Genomic DNA, 16,358 nt, shown 5'->3' on the forward strand with positions numbered 1-16,358 from the left:
CGTCACCCTCCTTGGGTGAGGTCGAGGTCGCGGACCGAGACGAGCTCGGGCGTGACCTGCGAGGGTTGCGGGATGGTCGTGCCGGGCAGCCCGGCTGCCGCACTGCCGTAGGCGACGGCGAGTGCGAGTCGTTGGGCGGGGGTCCGGTTGCGGACGTCCCCGAGGAGGTAGCCGAAGAGGCTGGAGTCGCCGGCGCCGACGGTGCTGACGACCGACGTGGGCGGGGGAGTGGCGTGCCAGGCGCCGTGCTCGGTGACCAGCACCGCACCGTGGGCGCCCAGGGTGGCCAGCACGGTCTCGACGCCGCGGTCGACCAGGGTCCGCGCCGCCTTCGCGGCGGCCTGCGGGTCGGACTCGAGCAGGTCGGCGTCGCCGCCGGTGAACGAGGCGAGCTCCTCGCCGTTGGGCTTCATCAGGTGGGGGGCGCTGGCGGGGAGTGCGTCGACGAGGGCGTGCAGCGGGGCCTCGCTGGTGTCCACGGCGATGCGGGCGCCGTGCTCGCGCAGTGCGCCGACCAGCTCGGCGTACCACGTGACGGGGGCGCCCGGCGGCAGCGAGCCGGCGAGCACGATCCAGTCGGCGGACGCGGCCCGGCGCAACAGTGACTCCGTGAGTGCGCCCAGCACGGCGGGGGTGACCGTGGGTCCGGGACTGTTCAGCTTGGTGGTGGTGCCGTCCGGCTCGCTGATCGTGATGTTGACGCGCAGCGTGCCGGTGGTCGGGACCGGGCGGCAGTCGATGCCGGCGGCGAGGAGCTCGAGCACGAACGGGTCCTCGGCCGGTGCGGGCAGCACCGCGATGGACGGGATCCCGGCGGACACCGAGGCCCGGGAGATGTTGACGCCCTTGCCGCCGGCCTGCGACGTGACCGACTCCGCGCGCTGCACCGCGCCGCGCTCGAGGCGGCCGGCCAGGGCGACCGTGCGGTCGTGGCTGGGGTTGGGGGTGAGGGTGACGATCATGCGACGACGACCTCCAGGCCTGCCCGGGTGAGCTCCCGCCGGTCGGCGGAGCTGATCGCGTCGTCGGTGACGAGGACGTCGACCTCGTCGAGCGACGCGAAGCGGTGGGGTGACTCCGTGCCGATCTTGCTGGCGTCGGCGAGCACGACGCTGCGCCGAGCGCTCGCCACCATCGCGCGCTTGGTCGCCGCCTCGTCCCAGTCCGGCGTGGTCAGCCCGTGGTCGGCGGTGATCCCGTTGGTGCCCAGGAAGACGACGTCGACCCGGAGGTTGGCCAGCGCGGAGACGGTCTCCGGCCCGACGGCCGCCTGCGTGGTGGTCCGGACCCGGCCGGGCAGCAGGTGCAGCTCGACCTGGGGGTTGCCCGCGAGCCGGGCGGCGACGGGGACGGCGTGCGTGACCACGGTGAGCCGCAGGTCGCGCGGGAGCAGGCTGGCGAGGCGGTTGGTCGTCGACCCCGCGTCCAGCAGGATCGTGGCGCCCGCCGGCGGCAGCAGGTCCAGGGCCGCGCGGGCGATCTGGTCCTTCTCGCCGGTGTTGGCCGCGTCGCGCTCCACCAGTCCGGCCTCGATGACGGCCAGGCTGTTCGCCGGGACCGCCCCGCCGTGGACCCGGCGGACGAGTCCCATGCGCTCGAGGGTCGAGAGGTCGCGTCGTACCGTCTCGGTGGTGACGTCGTACTGCTCGGCCAGCACCGTGACCGACAGCCGGCCGCGCTCGGCCACGAGCTGGGCCATCGCCTGCTGACGCTCTTCGGCGTACATGGTCATCGGCGTCCTCCTCTCGTGCTGCCCGGTGGATGAATCTGTGTATATGTTGTTTTACGCCCGAACGTGTTGACTGTCAAGGGGTCCGAGGGGTTAACTTGTGACCATGGTCACCAGCACCGACGCCCCGCACGGCTCCGCCTCCGAGGCGCACGAGCCCGCCCTCCTGCACGGCACCCCGGTGGTGCCCGGCGTGGCCTTCGGGCCCGCCCTTGTCGTCCGGGCCGAGGTCTCCCCGGACGCCGTGGCGGCCTTCGACGGCGCCGCCCTGGACGAGGAGGAGGCACTGGCCGCGTACGACGGGGCGGTCGCCGCCGTCGCCGACGGGTTCCAGCGCAAGGCCGATGCCGCCGCGGGTGCCGCGGCCGAGGTCCTCACCGCGAGCGCGGGCCTGGCCCGCGACAAGGGTCTGCGGGGCGCGGTCCGCAAGTCCCTCCGTTCCGGCGAGGAGCTGCTGGCGGCGGTGCACGCGGGCGTGGAGCAGTTCGTCACGGTCTTCACCGGCATGGGCGGCCTGATGGCCGAGCGGGTGACCGACCTCCGCGACATCGAGCGCCGGGTGGTGGCCCACCTGGTCGGTGAGCCCGAGCCCGGCGTACCGACCCCCGACCGCCCCTCGGTCCTGGTGGCCGAGGACCTCGCACCCTCCGACACCGCCGGCCTGGACCCGGCCGTCGTGGTGGCGCTCGTGACCGAGCGCGGCGGCCCCACCAGCCACACCGCGATCATCGCCCGCCAGCTCGGGATCCCGTGCGTGGTGGGCACCGCCGGCGCCCTCACGGTCGCCGCCGGCACACCGCTGCTCGTCGACGGCACCGCGGGCACGGTCGAGACCCGTCCCGACGAGGCGCTGGTTGCCCGCCGGGTCGAGGCCGACCGCGAGACCCGGGCGGCGCTGGCGTCCTGGACCGGCCCCGGCCGGACCGCCGACGGCACGCCGGTCAAGCTGCTCGCCAACGTGGCCGACGGCGACTCGGCCCGCTCGTCCGCCGACGCCCCCGTCGAGGGCGTGGGCCTGTTCCGGACCGAGCTGTGCTTCCTCAACCGCAAGGAGGAGCCGTCGGTCGAGGAGCAGGCGGGGATCTACGCCGAGGTGCTGGGTGCCTTCGGCAAGGACCGGTACGTCGTGGTCCGCACCCTGGACGCGGGCTCGGACAAGCCGGTCGCGTTCGCGACCCACGAGGGGGAGGAGAACCCCGCGCTCGGCGTTCGTGGGCTGCGGCTGTCCTTCGGCAATCCCGCCCTGCTCGAGCGCCAGCTCGACGCCATCGCGGCCGCGGCGGAGCAGACCGGCACCGAGGCCTGGGTGATGGCCCCGATGGTCGCGACCGTCGCCGAGGCCGCGGACTTCTCGAAGGGCGTCCGGAGCCGCGGCCTCAAGCCCGGGGTGATGGTGGAGGTGCCGAGCGCCGCGCTCCTGGCGCACCGGATGCTGGAGGTCGTCGACTTCCTCTCGATCGGCACCAACGACCTCACCCAGTACACGATGGCCGCCGACCGGATGGCCACCGACCTCGCCCACCTGACGGACCCGTGGCAGCCCGCGGTGCTGCAGCTGATCGCGATCACGGCCGAGGCCGGTCGCCGGGCGGGCAAGCCCGTGGGCGTGTGCGGTGAGGCCGCGGCCGACCCGCTGCTGGCCTGCGCACTGGTCGGCATGGGGATCACCTCGCTGTCGATGGCGGCCGCCGCCGTCCGGCCCGTGGGCGCCCGGCTGGCGACGGTCTCGATGGAGACCTGCGAGGACGCGGCCGAGGCTGCCCTCGCCGCCTCGGACCCGCGGGCGGCCCGGGAGGCAGTGCTGGCGCTGCTCGACTCCTGAGCTCCACCGGCCGCCCTGCTGGGTGGCCGGCGGTGGCTGGGCCACCGTTCCTGCCGCGTGATGGGTGGCTGGCCCACCGCCCGGGGCGCGGGCCGGGGTCCGCTCAGGCGGTCACGGTCACCGGGACCCCGCTGAACGCGGCGTTGCCCGAGACGTCGAGCATGGCCGGGTCGGTGAGGTCGTTGATCGACACGCCCGGGACCTCCGCGGCCCGGGACATCCGGGAGCCGGGCCGGCCGTGCCCGTAGCCGTGGGGGAGCGACACCACGCCCGGCATCAGGTCGTCGCTGGCCTGCACCTCGACCTGCACCGAGCCGATCCGGGAGGAGACGGTGACGACGGCGCCGTCGGTCAGCCCGCGCTCGCCGAGGTCGCGCGGGTTCATCAGCAGCTGGTGGCGGGGTCGACCCCGGGTGAGCCGCTCGGCGTTGTGCAGCCATCCGTTGCAGTCACGCTGGTGCCGTCGCCCGATGAGCAGCAGCTGGTCGGGCGCCGGCGTCGGCTGGGCGCGCAGCCGGTCGAGGTCCGCCAGCACCAGCTCCGGCGCCGCGTCGACGAGGTGGTCCCGGCGCAGGAGGCGGCCCGGGAGCTGATCGGGGCGGAGTGGGCCGAGGTCGACCCCGGAGGGGTTGGCCCGGAGCCTGCGCAGGGTGACCCCCGAGCCGCCGCGCCGGAGCAGCAGGCCGATCAGGAGCGTCGGGCTCGCGGAGAGCCGGGCACGCTGCGTGAGCCTCCGGCGCAGCGGCAGCCTGGCGTCCAGCCGCCGAGCGGTACGACGGGCCAGCTCGCGGTAGACCTGCCAGTCGTGCAGCGCGCCCTTCGCCGGCTCGAGGACCGCCGGGGTGAACCGCGCGGTGTTGCGCACCGCGAGCAGGTGGAAGACCAGGTCGTAGTGGTCGCGCTCGAGCGCCGTGGTCGGCGGCAGGATCACGTCGGCGTGCCGCGTGGTCTCGTTGACGTAGATGTCGACCGCGACCATGAAGTCGAGCCCGTCGAGCGCGCGGTCCAGCGCAGCCCCGTCCGGGGTGGAGAGGACGGGATTCCCGGACAGCGTCAGCAGGGCCCGGACCTGCCCGTCGCCCGGCGTCTCGATCTCCTCGCGCAGCGCCGCGACCGGGAGCTCCCCGGCGAACTCAGGCAGCCCGCGGACGCGGCTGCGCCACAGGTCGTGGTGGCCCCGCCCGATCAGCCCGGTGCCGACCGCGTCGATCGCCGGCGAGGTCAGCATGGCGCCGCCGACCCGGTCGAGGTTGCCGGTCAGCAGGTTGAGCAGCTGGACCGCCCACTGGCAGACCGTGCCGAACGCGTGCGTCGAGACCCCGACCCGCCCGTAGGCCACCGCGCCGTCGGCGGCGGCGTACTCCCGGGCAACACGGCGGATCTCCTCCGCGGGCACGCCGCTGGCGGCCTCGGCGTGCTCCGGGGTGAAGTCGGCGACGGCCGCGACCGCGGCGTCCAGCCCCTCGACGTACGACGGGGGCCGGGTCAGGCCCTCGGCGACCAGCACCTGCACCATCGCCAGCAGCACGTGCGCGTCGGTGCCCGGCCGGACGAAGTGGTGCTCGGTGGCGACCCGGGCGGTCTCGGTGCGCCGCGGGTCGAACACCACCATCCGCCCGCCGCGGGCCTTCAGCTCGCGCAGCCGACCCGGGAAGTCGGGCACCGTCATGAGGGAGCCGTTCGAGGCCATCGGGTTGGCCCCGAACACCAGGAAGTACGACGTGCGGTCGATGTCGGGGACCGGCAGGAGCAACTGGTGGCCGTACATCAGGTGGGCCACGAGCTGGTGGGGGAGCTGGTCGACCGACGTGGCGCTGAAGGTGTTGCGGGTCCGGAAGCCCCGGACCATCGCCGTCCCGTGCGTCATCGCCCCCAGGCTGTGCACGTTGGGGTTGCCGAGGTAGATGCCGAGGGCCTGCCGGCCGTGCCGGTTGACGGAGGCGGCGATCCCCTCGGCGGCGAGGTCGAGGGCCTCGTCCCAGCCGATCTCCTGCCAGGAGGTCTCCCCGGAGGCGCCGGTGACCCGGCGTACCGGACGGCGCAGCCGGTCGGGGTCCGCGTGGACGTCGGCGATCGCCACACCCTTCGGGCAGATGTGCCCCCGCGACAGCGGGTCGTCCGGATTCCCGCGCACGCCGGTCACCACGCCGTCCTCGAGGGTGATCCGGAGGCCGCAGATGGCCTCGCACAGGTTGCACACGCCGATCCGAGTGGTCTCCACCACGGCATCGTCGCACCCCCGACGGGGTACGAGCCCGCTAGCCTGCCTCAGATCCGCCCCACCGGGGCGGCACAACGAAGGGAAACCGATGGGATACGGACTCGGAGTCTTCCTGCTCGCGCTCGGCCTGATCCTGGCGCTCGCGGTCACGGACTCGCTCAGCGGCGTGGACCTGACCATGGTCGGCTGGATCCTCACGCTCGCCGGCGCGCTGGTCATCGTGCTCACCGCGGTGCAGGCCAACCGGGCCCGGCGCTCCGCCGCCGTGACGACTCACGCCGACGGCTCGCGCACGGTCACCGAGCGCCGCGACGACGTGCCGCCCCCGGCCGTCTGAGCCACGCTCCTTCGCACAGCACCCCGGCGCCCGGTGCGGGACCGCGATTCGGCGGTCCCGTCCGGGCGTTGGTAGTCTCTTCCGGTTGCCCGAGTGCGGGCGACTGCCGTCCAACGGCCGCGGATCCAGAGTGCCCGGGTGAACAGGCCCCGGCGCGCCGCGCAGCAGAGAACCGGAAGGAGCCCCGCATGTCGATCGGTACCGACGCGGAGACCAAGAAGAAGATCATCGCCGAGCACGCCACGACCGAGGGCGACACCGGTTCGCCCGAGGTGCAGATCGCGTTGCTCAGCCACCGCATCAGCCACCTCACCGAGCACCTGAAGACGCACAAGCACGACCACCACAGCCGTCGTGGCCTGCTGCTGCTCGTCGGTCAGCGCCGTCGCCTGCTGAACTACCTGCAGAAGACCGAGATCGAGCGCTACCGCTCGATCGTCGAGCGTCTCGGCCTGCGTCGATGACCTGAGGAGCGGCTGCCCGTCCGGGCAGCCGCTCCCGTCACATTTCGGTCCGTAACCGCTAGGGTCGGACCTGAAGCACACAACTGAAACAACGCATCAGCAACCAGGAGCGACCCGCACGTTTCGGCCCGGTCCTCGGTAGTGGCTCTCAGACGTGGGTCCGGTCTCGACAAGGTCGACACCGACACGGGCTGCGGGCCTCGATCGAAGACCGGCCCCCTTCCGGGAAAATGCCAGGGAAGGGACCCGGCGGGAACCTCGAGCTCTTCGAGCCCCGCCCCTCGAGCGGGACGCCGCGGATCGCTCCGCGAATCGATAGGAATGAACCCCTTTGACTGACTCCAACGCCGGGGGTCCCGTGATCTCCGCCGTCGAGACCGTGATCGACAACGGCAAGTTCGGCACTCGCACCGTCAAGTTCGAGACCGGCCTGCTGGCCCGTCAGGCCGCCGGCTCGGTGACCGCCTACCTCGACGACGACACGATGCTGCTGTCGGCCACGACGGCCGGCAAGCACCCCAAGGACCACTTCGACTTCTTCCCCCTGACGATCGACGTCGAGGAGCGGATGTACGCCGCGGGTCGCATCCCCGGCTCGTTCTTCCGCCGCGAGGGTCGCCCCTCCGAGGACGCCATCCTCACCTGCCGCCTGATCGACCGTCCGCTGCGCCCGACCTTCAAGAAGGGCCTGCGCAACGAGGTCCAGGTCGTCATCACCGTCCTCGCGCTCGACCCCGACACGCCGTACGACGTGCTCGCGATCAACGCCGCCTCGATCTCCACCCAGCTCTCCGGCCTGCCGTTCTCCGGCCCGGTCGGTGGCGTGCGGGTGGCCCTGATCGATGGCCAGTGGGTCGGCTTCCCGACGCACAGCCAGCTCGAGGACGCCGTCTTCGACATGGTCGTGGCCGGCCGGGTCACCGAGACCGGCGACGTCGCGATCATGATGGTCGAGGCCGAGTCCACCCTGCAGACCTGGAACCTGGTCCAGTCCGGCACCCAGGCCCCCACTGAGGAGATCGTCGCCGGCGGCCTCGACGCGGCAAAGCCGTTCATCAAGCAGCTCTGCGACGCGCAGGTCGAGCTCGCCAAGGAGGCCGCGAAGCCGGTCCAGGAGTTCCCGATCTTCCTCGACTACGAGGACGACGTGTACGCCGCCGTCGAGGCCGCGGTGAAGACCGAGACCGCAGCCGCGCTGACCATCGGCCCCAAGCAGGAGCGCGAGGACAAGCTCGACGAGATCAAGGCCGGCCTGCTCGAGAAGCTGGCCGGTGACTTCGAGGGCCGCGAGAAGGAGATCGGCGCGGCCTTCCGCTCGCTGAACAAGCAGCTCGTCCGCGAGCGGGTGCTCCGCGACAAGGTGCGCATGGACGGCCGCGGCCTCGCCGACATCCGTCCGCTGCACGCCGAGGTCGGTGTGATCCCGCGGGTGCACGGCTCGGCGCTGTTCGAGCGCGGCGAGACCCAGATCCTGGGCATCACCACGCTGAACATGCTGACCATGGAGCAGAAGCTCGACACGCTCTCCCCGGAGACGAGCCGCCGCTACCTGCACAACTACAACTTCCCGCCGTTCTCCACCGGTGAGACCGGCCGCGTCGGCTCGCCGAAGCGCCGCGAGATCGGTCACGGCGCGCTGGCCGGCCGGGCGCTGATGCCGGTGCTGCCCACCCGCGAGGAGTTCCCCTACGCGATCCGCCAGGTCTCCGAGGCCATGGGCTCCAACGGCTCGACCTCGATGGGCTCGGTCTGCGCCTCGACGCTGTCGCTGCTCCAGGCCGGTGTCCCGCTGCGGGCGGCCGTCGCCGGTATCGCCATGGGCCTGATCTCCGGCGAGGTCGACGGCAAGACCGAGTACGTCGCGCTGACCGACATCCTCGGTGCCGAGGACGCCTTCGGCGACATGGACTTCAAGGTCGCCGGCACGCGGGAGTTCGTCACCGCGCTGCAGCTCGACACCAAGCTGGACGGCATCCCGGCCGAGGTCCTCGCCCAGGCGCTGACCCAGGCCAAGGACGCCCGCATGGCGATCCTCGACGTCATGGCCGAGGCCATCGACACCCCCGAGGAGATGTCGGTCCACGCCCCGCGCATCATCAGCGTCCGGGTCCCCGTGGACAAGATCGGCGAGGTCATCGGCCCCAAGGGCAAGGTGATCAACCAGATCCAGGACGACACCGGCGCGACGCTGTCGATCGAGGACGACGGCACCGTCTACATCGGTGCCACCAACGGCGAGGCGGCGGAGGCCGCCCGCGCCGCCGTCAACGCGATCGCCAACCCGACGATGCCCGAGGTCGGCGAGCGCTACCTCGGCACCGTGGTGAAGACGACCAACTTCGGCGCGTTCGTCTCGCTGATGCCCGGCAAGGACGGCCTGCTGCACATCAGCAAGCTGCGCCCGCTGGCCGGTGGCAAGCGCGTCGACGCCGTCGAGGACGTCGTCTCGGTGGGCCAGAAGATCCAGGTCCAGATCGCCGAGATCGACGACCGCGGCAAGCTGTCCCTGATCCCCGTGGTCGAGGAGTCCGAGGCCGCGGCCGAGCCGGCCGAGGACGAGGCAGCGGAGTGATCACTGCGTGAGCAAGCTCAACGCTCCGACGACCGGCCAGCAGGCTTCTGCTGGCCGGTCGTCCGGTTCTACCTCCACCAAGGCCCGCAAGAGCGGGACCACCCGGACCCTGCAGACGGTCACCGACGGCGCGGGGCAGGTCACCTCGCGCGTACGCCGTACCGTCCTGCCGGGCGGGCTGCGCGTCATCTCCGAGGAGATGGCAGGCGTCCGGTCGGCCAGCATCGGGGTCTGGGTCGGCGTCGGCTCCCGCGACGAGACGCCGGCGCTGCACGGCTGCTCGCACTTCCTCGAGCACCTGCTGTTCAAGGGCACGGCGGAGCGCTCGGCGCTGGACATCTCGATCGCCCTCGACGCGGTGGGCGGCGAGTTCAACGCCTTCACCGCCAAGGAGTACACCTGCTTCCACGCGCGGGTCCTCGACGAGGACCTGCCGCTGGCGGTCGACGTGCTCGGCGACATGATCACCAGCTCGCGGCTGGAGCCCGCGGACGTCGAGGCCGAGCGTGACGTGATCCTGGACGAGATCGCGATGCACGACGACGACCCCGACGACGTGGTGCACAACCTGTTCGCGGCGCAGGCCTGGGGCGACTCGCCCCTCGGCCGTCCGATCGCCGGCACCGAGGAGTCGATCACCGCGCTGACCCGCGAGCAGGTCGCGCGGTTCTACCGCCGGCACTACCGGCCGGCGACCATGGTCGTCGCCGCTGCCGGGAACGTCGACCACACCGCGCTGGTCCGCCAGGTGCGCAAGGCCTTCGGTCGCAACGGCTGGCTGGACCGGGAGGAGGCGCCGGTCGCGCCGCGCCACGTCGCCCGGCCGCGCCGGGTCACGCCCGGCACCATCGAGGCGACCCGGCCCTTCGAGCAGGTCAACGTGGTGCTCGGCATGGAGGGGCTCGCCCGCCAGGACGACCGCCGATTCGCGCTCGGCGTCCTCAACACCGCCCTGGGTGGCGGCACCTCGAGCCGGCTCTTCCAGGAGGTGCGGGAGCACCGCGGCCTCGCCTACTCGGTCTACTCGTTCGCCAGCCACCACGCCGACTCCGGCCTGGTCGGGGTCTCGGTGGGCTGCCTGCCCAGCAAGCTCGACGACGTGCTTGCCGTGGTCCGTGCCGAGCTCGCGAAGGTGGCGGCCGACGGGATCAGCGCCGAGGAGCTGTCCCGGGGCAAGGGCATGCTGCGCGGCGGGCTCGTGCTGGGCCTGGAGGACTCCGGCTCCCGGATGTCACGGATCGGCAAGGCCGAGCTGGTCTACGACGAGCTGCTGAGCATCGACGAGGTGATCGCACGGATCGACGGGGTAACCCTGGAGGACATCCGCGAGATCGCCGCCGAGGTCTTCTCCCGGTCCGAGGTGCTCGCCGTGGTCGGACCCCGCTGACCGGGGGTCACACGACCAGGACGACGACGCCGGCGCAGGCGGCGGCCCAGAGGACACTGGTGAAGGTGCCGATGATGAACCGCTCGGCGGCGCCGGTGCGGACGCCGTCCTCGGCGGCCCGCAGCTCGGGGTAGCGGCCCAGGCCCTTGAGGGCCAGCACCACGGCCAGCCCCTCGGGCCAGCCGCCGACGAGCGAGGCGAAGATCGCGGCGCGCTCCAGCGCCCCGATCCAGGCCCCACCCCGGAGCACCTGGCCCGCGCGGTCCATCGACTGCGCGGCCGTCTCGCCGCGGTCGACGAGCGCGAAGACCCGGGCGGTGACCGGGCCGCCGCCGACGACGGCCAGCGCTCCGGCCACGGTCGCGAGGGCGGCGCGTCCGCCGCGGCCGTCCAGGGCCACCTCGGCCGGCACGGCGGCGACCGCGGCGGCCGCCGCGAGCAGGGCGAGGGCGGCCGGTGTCCAGACCCGGGCCCCGAGCCGCGACCAGCCCCAGGACGCCGCCACCAGGGCGGCCGCGAGGAGCGCGACCACGAGCTGCCCGTAGTTGTCGGCGCTCACGCCGGGGCCTCCGCACCGTCGAGCAGGCCGGAGGCCAGGTGCGTGACCAGCTCGCGGGCGCGCCGGCCCTCGACGATCCCGGCGGCCTGGGCGCGCTGGCTGACCGCCGACTGGCTGATGCCCAGGCGCCGACCCGCCTCCTCGTAGGACAGCCCCTGGTCGACGAGGTCGGCCACCTCCCAGCCCCGGGCGGTCCGTCTCGCCAGCACGGCCGCCCACAGCCACAGCGCCGTCTCCAGGGCCCGGACGCCCGCGGCGTCACCGACCACGCGCAAGCGCCAGGGGCTGTTCTTGGCTGCGGTCACCGCGTCGCGGGCCCGGAGGTACGCCGCGCCGCGGCCCGCCCGGGCATGGGCCGGCAGCGGCTCCTCGACCTCGCCGACGCCGATGCCGATGTTCCAGGCGTCCTCGCGCAGCAGCGCCTCCACGACCGGGGCCAGGGCTCCCGGCTCGGCCAGGACGCCCTGGAACTCGTCGCCGGCCGTGCGCTCGAAGGGGCGCAGCAGCGTGGCGCCGGCGAGCGCCTCGAGGGTGGCCGGGACCCGGTCGTCGCTGGTGCGGCTGCCGCGCTGGTCCACGGTCAGGACGGCAACGGGCACGGCGGTCTCCTCGGTCTCGATCTGATGCCGACCGTACATTAGGGAATGGCCTAATGCAATCCCGACCTAAGGGAATAGCCTCAGCGTCGGCCGATGATGCCGACCACGGCCGGGGCCTTCTGCTCCACGACCGAGACCCGGAAGCCGCCACCGGAGAGGGCCGCGGAGGCCTTCTGGACGATCGTGGGGACGAGCTCGGCGCGGTTGGCCTCGTAGAACAGGAAGACCGCACCGCCCGGCAGCACCCGCTCGTGCAGGAGGGCGATCTCGTCGGGGCACTCGCGGACCCAGAACAGGTTCACGTTGAAGGCGAACACCTTGTTCAGGCGCTTCACGGGCACCCGCAGCGTGGCCAGGTCGATCTGGCGCACCGTCAGCCGGCCGGCCTCGACGAACTTCGCGTTGCGCCGCTTGGTCCGGTCCACGCCGGACTCCGAGCGGTCGATCGCGAACATCTTGCCGGTCTGCAGCCGGCTGCAGATCAGCTCCGCGCCGGCCCCGGGGCCACACCCGATCTCGAGCACGTGGTCCGCGGGCTGGACGTCCATGAGATCGACTGCCCAGCGGATCCGTGCCGGAATCGTCTGCACCACCATGGGTCACAGCCTGCCAGAAGGTCCGCGGCGCAGTCACCGACCCTCGCCGCGACGGGGGATGGCCTAGGTTGTGGCGGGTGAGTGCGAAGCAGAACGTGGCGAAGGTGGGCGTGCTGGGCGCCCGCGGCAAGGTGGGCTCCGAGGTGTGCCGGGCGGTCGAGGCCGCCGAGGACCTCGAGCTGGTGGCGCGGATCGACGCGGACGACGCGATCGAGGACCTGGTCTCCGCGGGTGCCGACGCCGTCGTCGACTTCACCCATCCCGACGTGGTGATGGACAACCTGGAGTTCTGCGTGCGGCACGGAGTCCACGCGGTGGTCGGCACCACCGGCTTCGACGACGGGCGACTCGACACCCTGCGCGGCTGGCTCGCGGACTCCCCGGGGACCGGCGTGCTGATCGCCCCCAACTTCTCCATCGGCGCGATCCTGATGATGCGCTTCGCCGCCGTCGCGGCCCCGTTCTACGAGTCCGTGGAGGTCGTCGAGCTCCACCACCCGGACAAGGCCGACGCGCCCTCCGGCACCGCGCGGCGTACGGCGGAGCTCATCGCCGCGGCCCGGGCCGCGGCGGGCTGCGGCCCGGTCCCCGACGCGACGAGCACGGCCCTGGACGGCGCCCGGGGCGCGGACGTCGCGGGCATCCGGGTGCACGGCCTGCGGATCCGCGGCCTGGTGGCCCACCAGGAGGTCATCCTCGGTGGCGTGGGGGAGACCCTCACCATCCGGCACGACTCGATGGACCGCGCCTCCTTCACCCCCGGCGTGCTGACCGGGCTGCGCGCGATCGCGGCGCACCCCGGCCTCACGGTCGGCCTCGAGAACTTCTTGGATCTGGGCTGAGCCTCGACCTGGACTGATCGCCCCTCGGTACCTGCAGGTTCCTGCGTTGCACGAACCTGCAGGTGACGCTTCGTTCCCTCCGTCGTTGTGCCCTTGCAAGGCTCTGCAGGCCCTTCGCCCCCCGGGGGCGGGGCCAGTCAACTTCGGGTACGACGAGAGGGATCTACATGCGCAGGACTTTGGGGCTCGCCACCGCCGCGGTGCTGGCCGCCGGCACCATCGGGGTGCAGGCCGGGACCGCCAGCGGTGAGACCGCCCGCACGCCGGGAACGGCGGCGGAGGCGGTCGCGGCACTCCAGCAGCACCCCGTGGCCGCCCGAGACACCGCGGGGCAGGACTTCCGGGTCACCGACACCATCACCGACCCCGACGGCAGCACGCACGTGCGGATGCAGCGCACGCTGGACGGCGTGCCGGTGCTCGGCGGGGACCTCGTCGTCCACCGTGGCGCCCAGGCAGGCTGGCGGGGCGTCAGCCAGACGCTGCCGGCCCCGCTGCACCTCTCCACGACCCCGGCCGTGACCGCCGTCCGGGCCTCCGCGGTGGCCCTCGCCCCGGCGAGGGCCACGCGGACGATCGCGAACATGCGGGCCGCCGGCGACCCGCGGCTCGTGGTCGACGCGACCGGCGGCACCCCCCGGCTCGCCTGGGAGGTGCTCACCGGTGGCGTGCAGGAGGACGGCACGCCCAGCCGGCTCGCCACCTACGTCGACGCGCGCACCGGCTCGGTCCTGGGTCGTGAGGAGCAGATCGAGACCGTCGACGGCTCCGGGCAGTCGCTGTACGGCGGCACGGTGCCGCTGCAGCTGACGCTCTCGGGCTCGACGTACCAGCTCAAGGACCCGACCCGGGGCAACACCTACACGACCGACATGAACAACAAGTCCGACTCCTACCTGTGCCAGCTCTTCGGCAGCGGCTGCGCCACCGGCACCCTGTTCACCAGCCCCGACAACCAGTTCGGCAACGGCGCCACGAGCAGCCGGGAGTCCGCCGCGGTCGACGCGCAGTACGGCACCGACATGACGTGGGACTTCTACAAGTCCACCTACGGTCGCAACGGGATCTTCGGCAACGGCACCGGCTCCTACAACCGGGTCCACTACGGCTCGGGCTACGTCAACGCCTTCTGGGACGGCACCAAGATGACCTACGGCGATGGTGACGGCGTCGACTACGGCCCGCTCACCTCGCTCGACGTGGCCGGCCACGAGATGTCGCACGGCGTCACCGAGAACACCGCCGGCCTGACCTACTCGGGCGAGTCCGGCGGCCTCAACGAGTCCACCTCCGACATCTTCGGCACGATGGTCGAGTTCTACGCCGCCAACAGCAACGACCCCGGCGACTACCTGATCGGCGAGGAGTTCGACCTCACGAACCACTCCGGCTTCCGCCGGATGGACAAGCCGAGCAGTGACGGTGCGTCGTACGACTGCTGGTCCACGCTGGTCGGCCAGGACGACGTGCACTACTCCTCCGGGGTGGGCAACCACTTCTTCTACCTGCTCGCCGAGGGGTCGGGGGCGAAGACCCTCAACGGGGTGTCCTACAACAGCCCGACCTGCAACGGCTTGACGGTGACCGGGATCGGCCGCACCGCCGCATCGGACATCTGGTACCGCGCGCTGACGGTCTACATGACCTCCAGCACCGACTACTCCGGGGCTCGCACCGCGACCCTGAATGCGGCCAAGGACCTGTACGGCGCCGGCAGCACGCAGTACAACGCGGTCGCCGCCGCATGGAGTGCGGTCAACGTCAGCTGACCCGCTCCACCCCACGAACGGGGGGAGGGCCCGCACCCGCCACACGGGTGCGGGCCCTCGTCCTTGCCCGGGGCGCTCAGAGCCGCAGCAGGGCGGCCGTGAGGGCGGCCCCGAAGACCACCACGAGGAACGGTGCCCGCAGCACCAGCAGCCCCACCGCGACCGCGAGCCCGGCGGCCCGGGCGTCGAGCACCAGGTGCGGGCCCTGCGCGAAGACCTGGACGGCCACCAGCGCGGCCAGCAGCGCCACCGGGATCAGGTCGGCGACCCGCTCGGCCGCCGGCCGCTGGAGGACGCGCGGGGGCACCGACAGTCCGGCGAGCTTGAGCAGGTAGCACCCGGCGCCGGCGAGCAGGATGGCAGCCCAGGTCATCGTGGCGGCTCCGGGAACTCGGTCGGGTCCGGCTGACGGGTCAGCACCCCGGCCAGCAGCGCCACCCCGGCCGCGGCCAGCACCGGCACGCCGGCGGGGGAGACCGGGACGATGCCGAGGGCGACAGCGGCCGCCGCGAGGGCGACGAGGCGGTTGCGCAGATCGGTGAGACGGGGCCAGAGCAGGGCGAGGAACGCCGCACCGACGGCTGCGTCGAGGCCGTAGCTGCGGGGGTCACCCAGCGTGCGGCCGGCGATGGCGCCGAGGAAGGTCGCGAGGTTCCAGAGCACGAAGATCGACACCCCGGTGCCGAGGAAGCCGACCCGGGCCGCGGCGGTCGTCGGCCGGGTCATCGACATCGCGGTCGACTCGTCGATCAGCACCTGGGCGGCCAGCAGGCGGCGGACGCCTCGCCAGCGGAGCAGGGGAGCGAGCCGCAGGCCGTAGAGCGTGTTGCGGGTGCCGAGCAGCAGGGCGGTGAGCCCGCCGGACAACGGCGTCCCCCCGGCGGCGAGCACGCCGACGAAGGCGAACTGGGAGGCCCCGGTGAACATCACCAGTGAGAGCGCGCAGGTCTGCGCGACCGAGAGCCCGGCGGCGACCGAGACGGCGCCGAAGGACACGCCGTACGCGCCGGTGGCGAGCCCGACGCCGAGGCTGTCGCGGAGGATCGCCGTGCGCTCGGCGGCGCTCAGGGTCTCCTCGGACACGGGCCGACCGTAACAACGCCCCGCGCCGGTGGCGGCGCCGGCGTCAGTGCCGGCGCACCCGGAGCGGCCGTGCGCGGGCGTGGAAGTCGTGGACCAGCGCGTAGGCGAGCAGGACCCCGGCGACGGCGCCCACCAGCGCGCCGACGGACGCCGCGACCGGCAGCGGCGTGAAGTGCGCGACCCAGGCGCCGGACGCGATGCCGACCAGGAGCGCGGCGGCGACCAGCAGGAGTCGGTGGAGCTGTGGCAGTGGACCGAACACGAGAACCCCGTTCCAGGCGGGCCGCGGCGCCCTGGGATGGGTGCCGCGGCGGCCGACCTCCATCGTCGCCCCCGGCGCCGAAAAATCAAGGGGCAGAATGGGGGAAATCGCCGTGG

General features: G+C 73.0%; 16 protein-coding genes. 7 read left to right on the top strand and 9 right to left on the bottom strand.

Annotated elements, in window-relative coordinates:
- Window positions 1–2: 2 nt before the first annotated feature.
- On the bottom strand, window positions 3–962 hold the full coding sequence (locus ABD268_RS12975; RefSeq protein WP_344152589.1) for a 1-phosphofructokinase family hexose kinase: 960 nt from the start codon (window positions 960–962) through the stop codon (window positions 3–5).
- On the bottom strand, window positions 959–1,732 hold the full coding sequence (locus ABD268_RS12980; protein WP_344152592.1) for a DeoR/GlpR family DNA-binding transcription regulator: 774 nt from the start codon (window positions 1,730–1,732) through the stop codon (window positions 959–961). Before ABD268_RS12980 ends, ABD268_RS12975 begins: the two co-directional genes overlap by 4 nt.
- Window positions 1,733–1,835: 103 nt before the next feature.
- On the opposite strand from ABD268_RS12980, the gene ptsP reads away from it, so the two are divergent.
- Window positions 1,836–3,551: a phosphoenolpyruvate--protein phosphotransferase gene (gene ptsP, locus ABD268_RS12985; RefSeq protein ID WP_344152595.1), complete on the top strand. Its 1,716-nt coding sequence runs from the start codon at window positions 1,836–1,838 to the stop codon at window positions 3,549–3,551.
- A gap of 103 nt (window positions 3,552–3,654) precedes the next feature.
- Here the strand turns inward: ptsP and ABD268_RS12990 are convergent, their stop codons facing one another.
- The gene (locus tag ABD268_RS12990; protein ID WP_344152598.1) at window positions 3,655–5,772 is read right to left on the bottom strand and encodes a molybdopterin-dependent oxidoreductase; all 2,118 of its coding nucleotides are present in this window, start codon (window positions 5,770–5,772) and stop codon (window positions 3,655–3,657) included.
- Between the two features lie 88 nt (window positions 5,773–5,860).
- Here ABD268_RS12990 and ABD268_RS12995 point away from each other — a divergent pair, with 88 nt between their 5' ends.
- From ABD268_RS12995 to ABD268_RS13010, 4 genes are all read left to right on the top strand, one after another.
- Entirely contained in the window at window positions 5,861–6,109 is a 249-nt protein-coding gene (locus ABD268_RS12995) for a DUF6458 family protein (RefSeq protein ID WP_344152600.1), read from the top strand.
- A 188-nt stretch (window positions 6,110–6,297) separates the two neighbouring features.
- Window positions 6,298–6,573: a 30S ribosomal protein S15 gene (gene rpsO, locus ABD268_RS13000; protein ID WP_344152602.1), complete on the top strand. Its 276-nt coding sequence runs from the start codon at window positions 6,298–6,300 to the stop codon at window positions 6,571–6,573.
- Between the two features lie 358 nt (window positions 6,574–6,931).
- Window positions 6,932–9,145 carry a polyribonucleotide nucleotidyltransferase gene (locus ABD268_RS13005; RefSeq protein WP_344152867.1) on the top strand — a complete coding sequence of 738 codons (2,214 nt, stop codon included), beginning with the start codon at window positions 6,932–6,934 and terminating at the stop codon, window positions 9,143–9,145.
- 7 nt (window positions 9,146–9,152) lie between these two features.
- On the top strand, window positions 9,153–10,532 hold the full coding sequence (locus ABD268_RS13010) for a M16 family metallopeptidase (RefSeq protein WP_344152605.1): 1,380 nt from the start codon (window positions 9,153–9,155) through the stop codon (window positions 10,530–10,532).
- 7 nt (window positions 10,533–10,539) lie between these two features.
- On the opposite strand, the gene ABD268_RS13015 is transcribed toward ABD268_RS13010, so the two are convergent.
- The 3 genes from ABD268_RS13015 to ABD268_RS13025 form a co-directional block, all read right to left on the bottom strand.
- Complete coding sequence (locus ABD268_RS13015) at window positions 10,540–11,091, bottom strand: hypothetical protein (RefSeq protein WP_344152608.1); 552 nt, start codon at window positions 11,089–11,091, stop codon at window positions 10,540–10,542.
- Window positions 11,088–11,690 carry a transposase gene (locus tag ABD268_RS13020; protein ID WP_344152611.1) on the bottom strand — a complete coding sequence of 201 codons (603 nt, stop codon included), beginning with the start codon at window positions 11,688–11,690 and terminating at the stop codon, window positions 11,088–11,090. The genes ABD268_RS13015 and ABD268_RS13020 overlap by 4 nt, the downstream gene beginning before the upstream one ends.
- Before the next feature lie 80 nt (window positions 11,691–11,770).
- Window positions 11,771–12,286, bottom strand: a complete 516-nt coding sequence (locus ABD268_RS13025; protein ID WP_344152614.1) for a class I SAM-dependent methyltransferase — start codon at window positions 12,284–12,286, stop codon at window positions 11,771–11,773.
- Window positions 12,287–12,381: 95 nt separating this feature from the next.
- Between ABD268_RS13025 and dapB the strand changes: the two genes are divergently transcribed.
- A complete protein-coding gene (gene dapB / locus ABD268_RS13030; RefSeq protein WP_344152869.1) occupies window positions 12,382–13,128 on the top strand; it encodes a 4-hydroxy-tetrahydrodipicolinate reductase in 747 nt (248 codons plus the stop codon).
- A 167-nt stretch (window positions 13,129–13,295) separates the two neighbouring features.
- The gene (locus ABD268_RS13035; protein ID WP_344152617.1) at window positions 13,296–14,897 is read left to right on the top strand and encodes a M4 family metallopeptidase; all 1,602 of its coding nucleotides are present in this window, start codon (window positions 13,296–13,298) and stop codon (window positions 14,895–14,897) included.
- Between the two features lie 76 nt (window positions 14,898–14,973).
- Here ABD268_RS13035 and ABD268_RS13040 read toward each other — a convergent pair whose 3' ends face one another.
- Genes ABD268_RS13040 through ABD268_RS13050 form a run of 3 tightly spaced genes read right to left on the bottom strand, consistent with a single transcriptional unit; the run spans window position 14,974 to window position 16,242 of the window.
- Window positions 14,974–15,270, bottom strand: a complete 297-nt coding sequence (locus tag ABD268_RS13040; RefSeq protein WP_344152620.1) for an AzlD domain-containing protein — start codon at window positions 15,268–15,270, stop codon at window positions 14,974–14,976.
- The gene (locus tag ABD268_RS13045) at window positions 15,267–15,980 is read right to left on the bottom strand and encodes an AzlC family ABC transporter permease (protein WP_344152623.1); all 714 of its coding nucleotides are present in this window, start codon (window positions 15,978–15,980) and stop codon (window positions 15,267–15,269) included. Before ABD268_RS13045 ends, ABD268_RS13040 begins: the two co-directional genes overlap by 4 nt.
- Before the next feature lie 43 nt (window positions 15,981–16,023).
- Complete coding sequence (locus ABD268_RS13050) at window positions 16,024–16,242, bottom strand: hypothetical protein (RefSeq protein ID WP_344152626.1); 219 nt, start codon at window positions 16,240–16,242, stop codon at window positions 16,024–16,026.
- Window positions 16,243–16,358: the final 116 nt, after the last annotated feature.

Source organism: Nocardioides koreensis (assembly GCF_039531775.1).
Classification (GTDB): domain Bacteria; phylum Actinomycetota; class Actinomycetes; order Propionibacteriales; family Nocardioidaceae; genus Nocardioides; species Nocardioides koreensis.

Excerpts from the sequence above, each read along its gene's own strand:
- ABD268_RS13040 (WP_344152620.1), bottom strand. The coding sequence starts at position 15,270 with ATGACCTGGGCTGCCATCCTGCTCGCCGGCGCCGGGTGCTACCTGCTC.
- ptsP (WP_344152595.1), top strand. The coding sequence starts at position 1,836 with ATGGTCACCAGCACCGACGCCCCGCACGGCTCCGCCTCCGAGGCGCAC.
- ABD268_RS12995 (WP_344152600.1), top strand. The coding sequence starts at position 5,861 with ATGGGATACGGACTCGGAGTCTTCCTGCTCGCGCTCGGCCTGATCCTG.
- ABD268_RS13035 (WP_344152617.1), top strand. The coding sequence starts at position 13,296 with ATGCGCAGGACTTTGGGGCTCGCCACCGCCGCGGTGCTGGCCGCCGGC.
- ABD268_RS13025 (WP_344152614.1), bottom strand. The coding sequence starts at position 12,286 with ATGGTGGTGCAGACGATTCCGGCACGGATCCGCTGGGCAGTCGATCTC.
- ABD268_RS12980 (WP_344152592.1), bottom strand. The coding sequence starts at position 1,732 with ATGACCATGTACGCCGAAGAGCGTCAGCAGGCGATGGCCCAGCTCGTG.
- rpsO (WP_344152602.1), top strand. The coding sequence starts at position 6,298 with ATGTCGATCGGTACCGACGCGGAGACCAAGAAGAAGATCATCGCCGAG.
- ABD268_RS12975 (WP_344152589.1), bottom strand. The coding sequence starts at position 962 with ATGATCGTCACCCTCACCCCCAACCCCAGCCACGACCGCACGGTCGCC.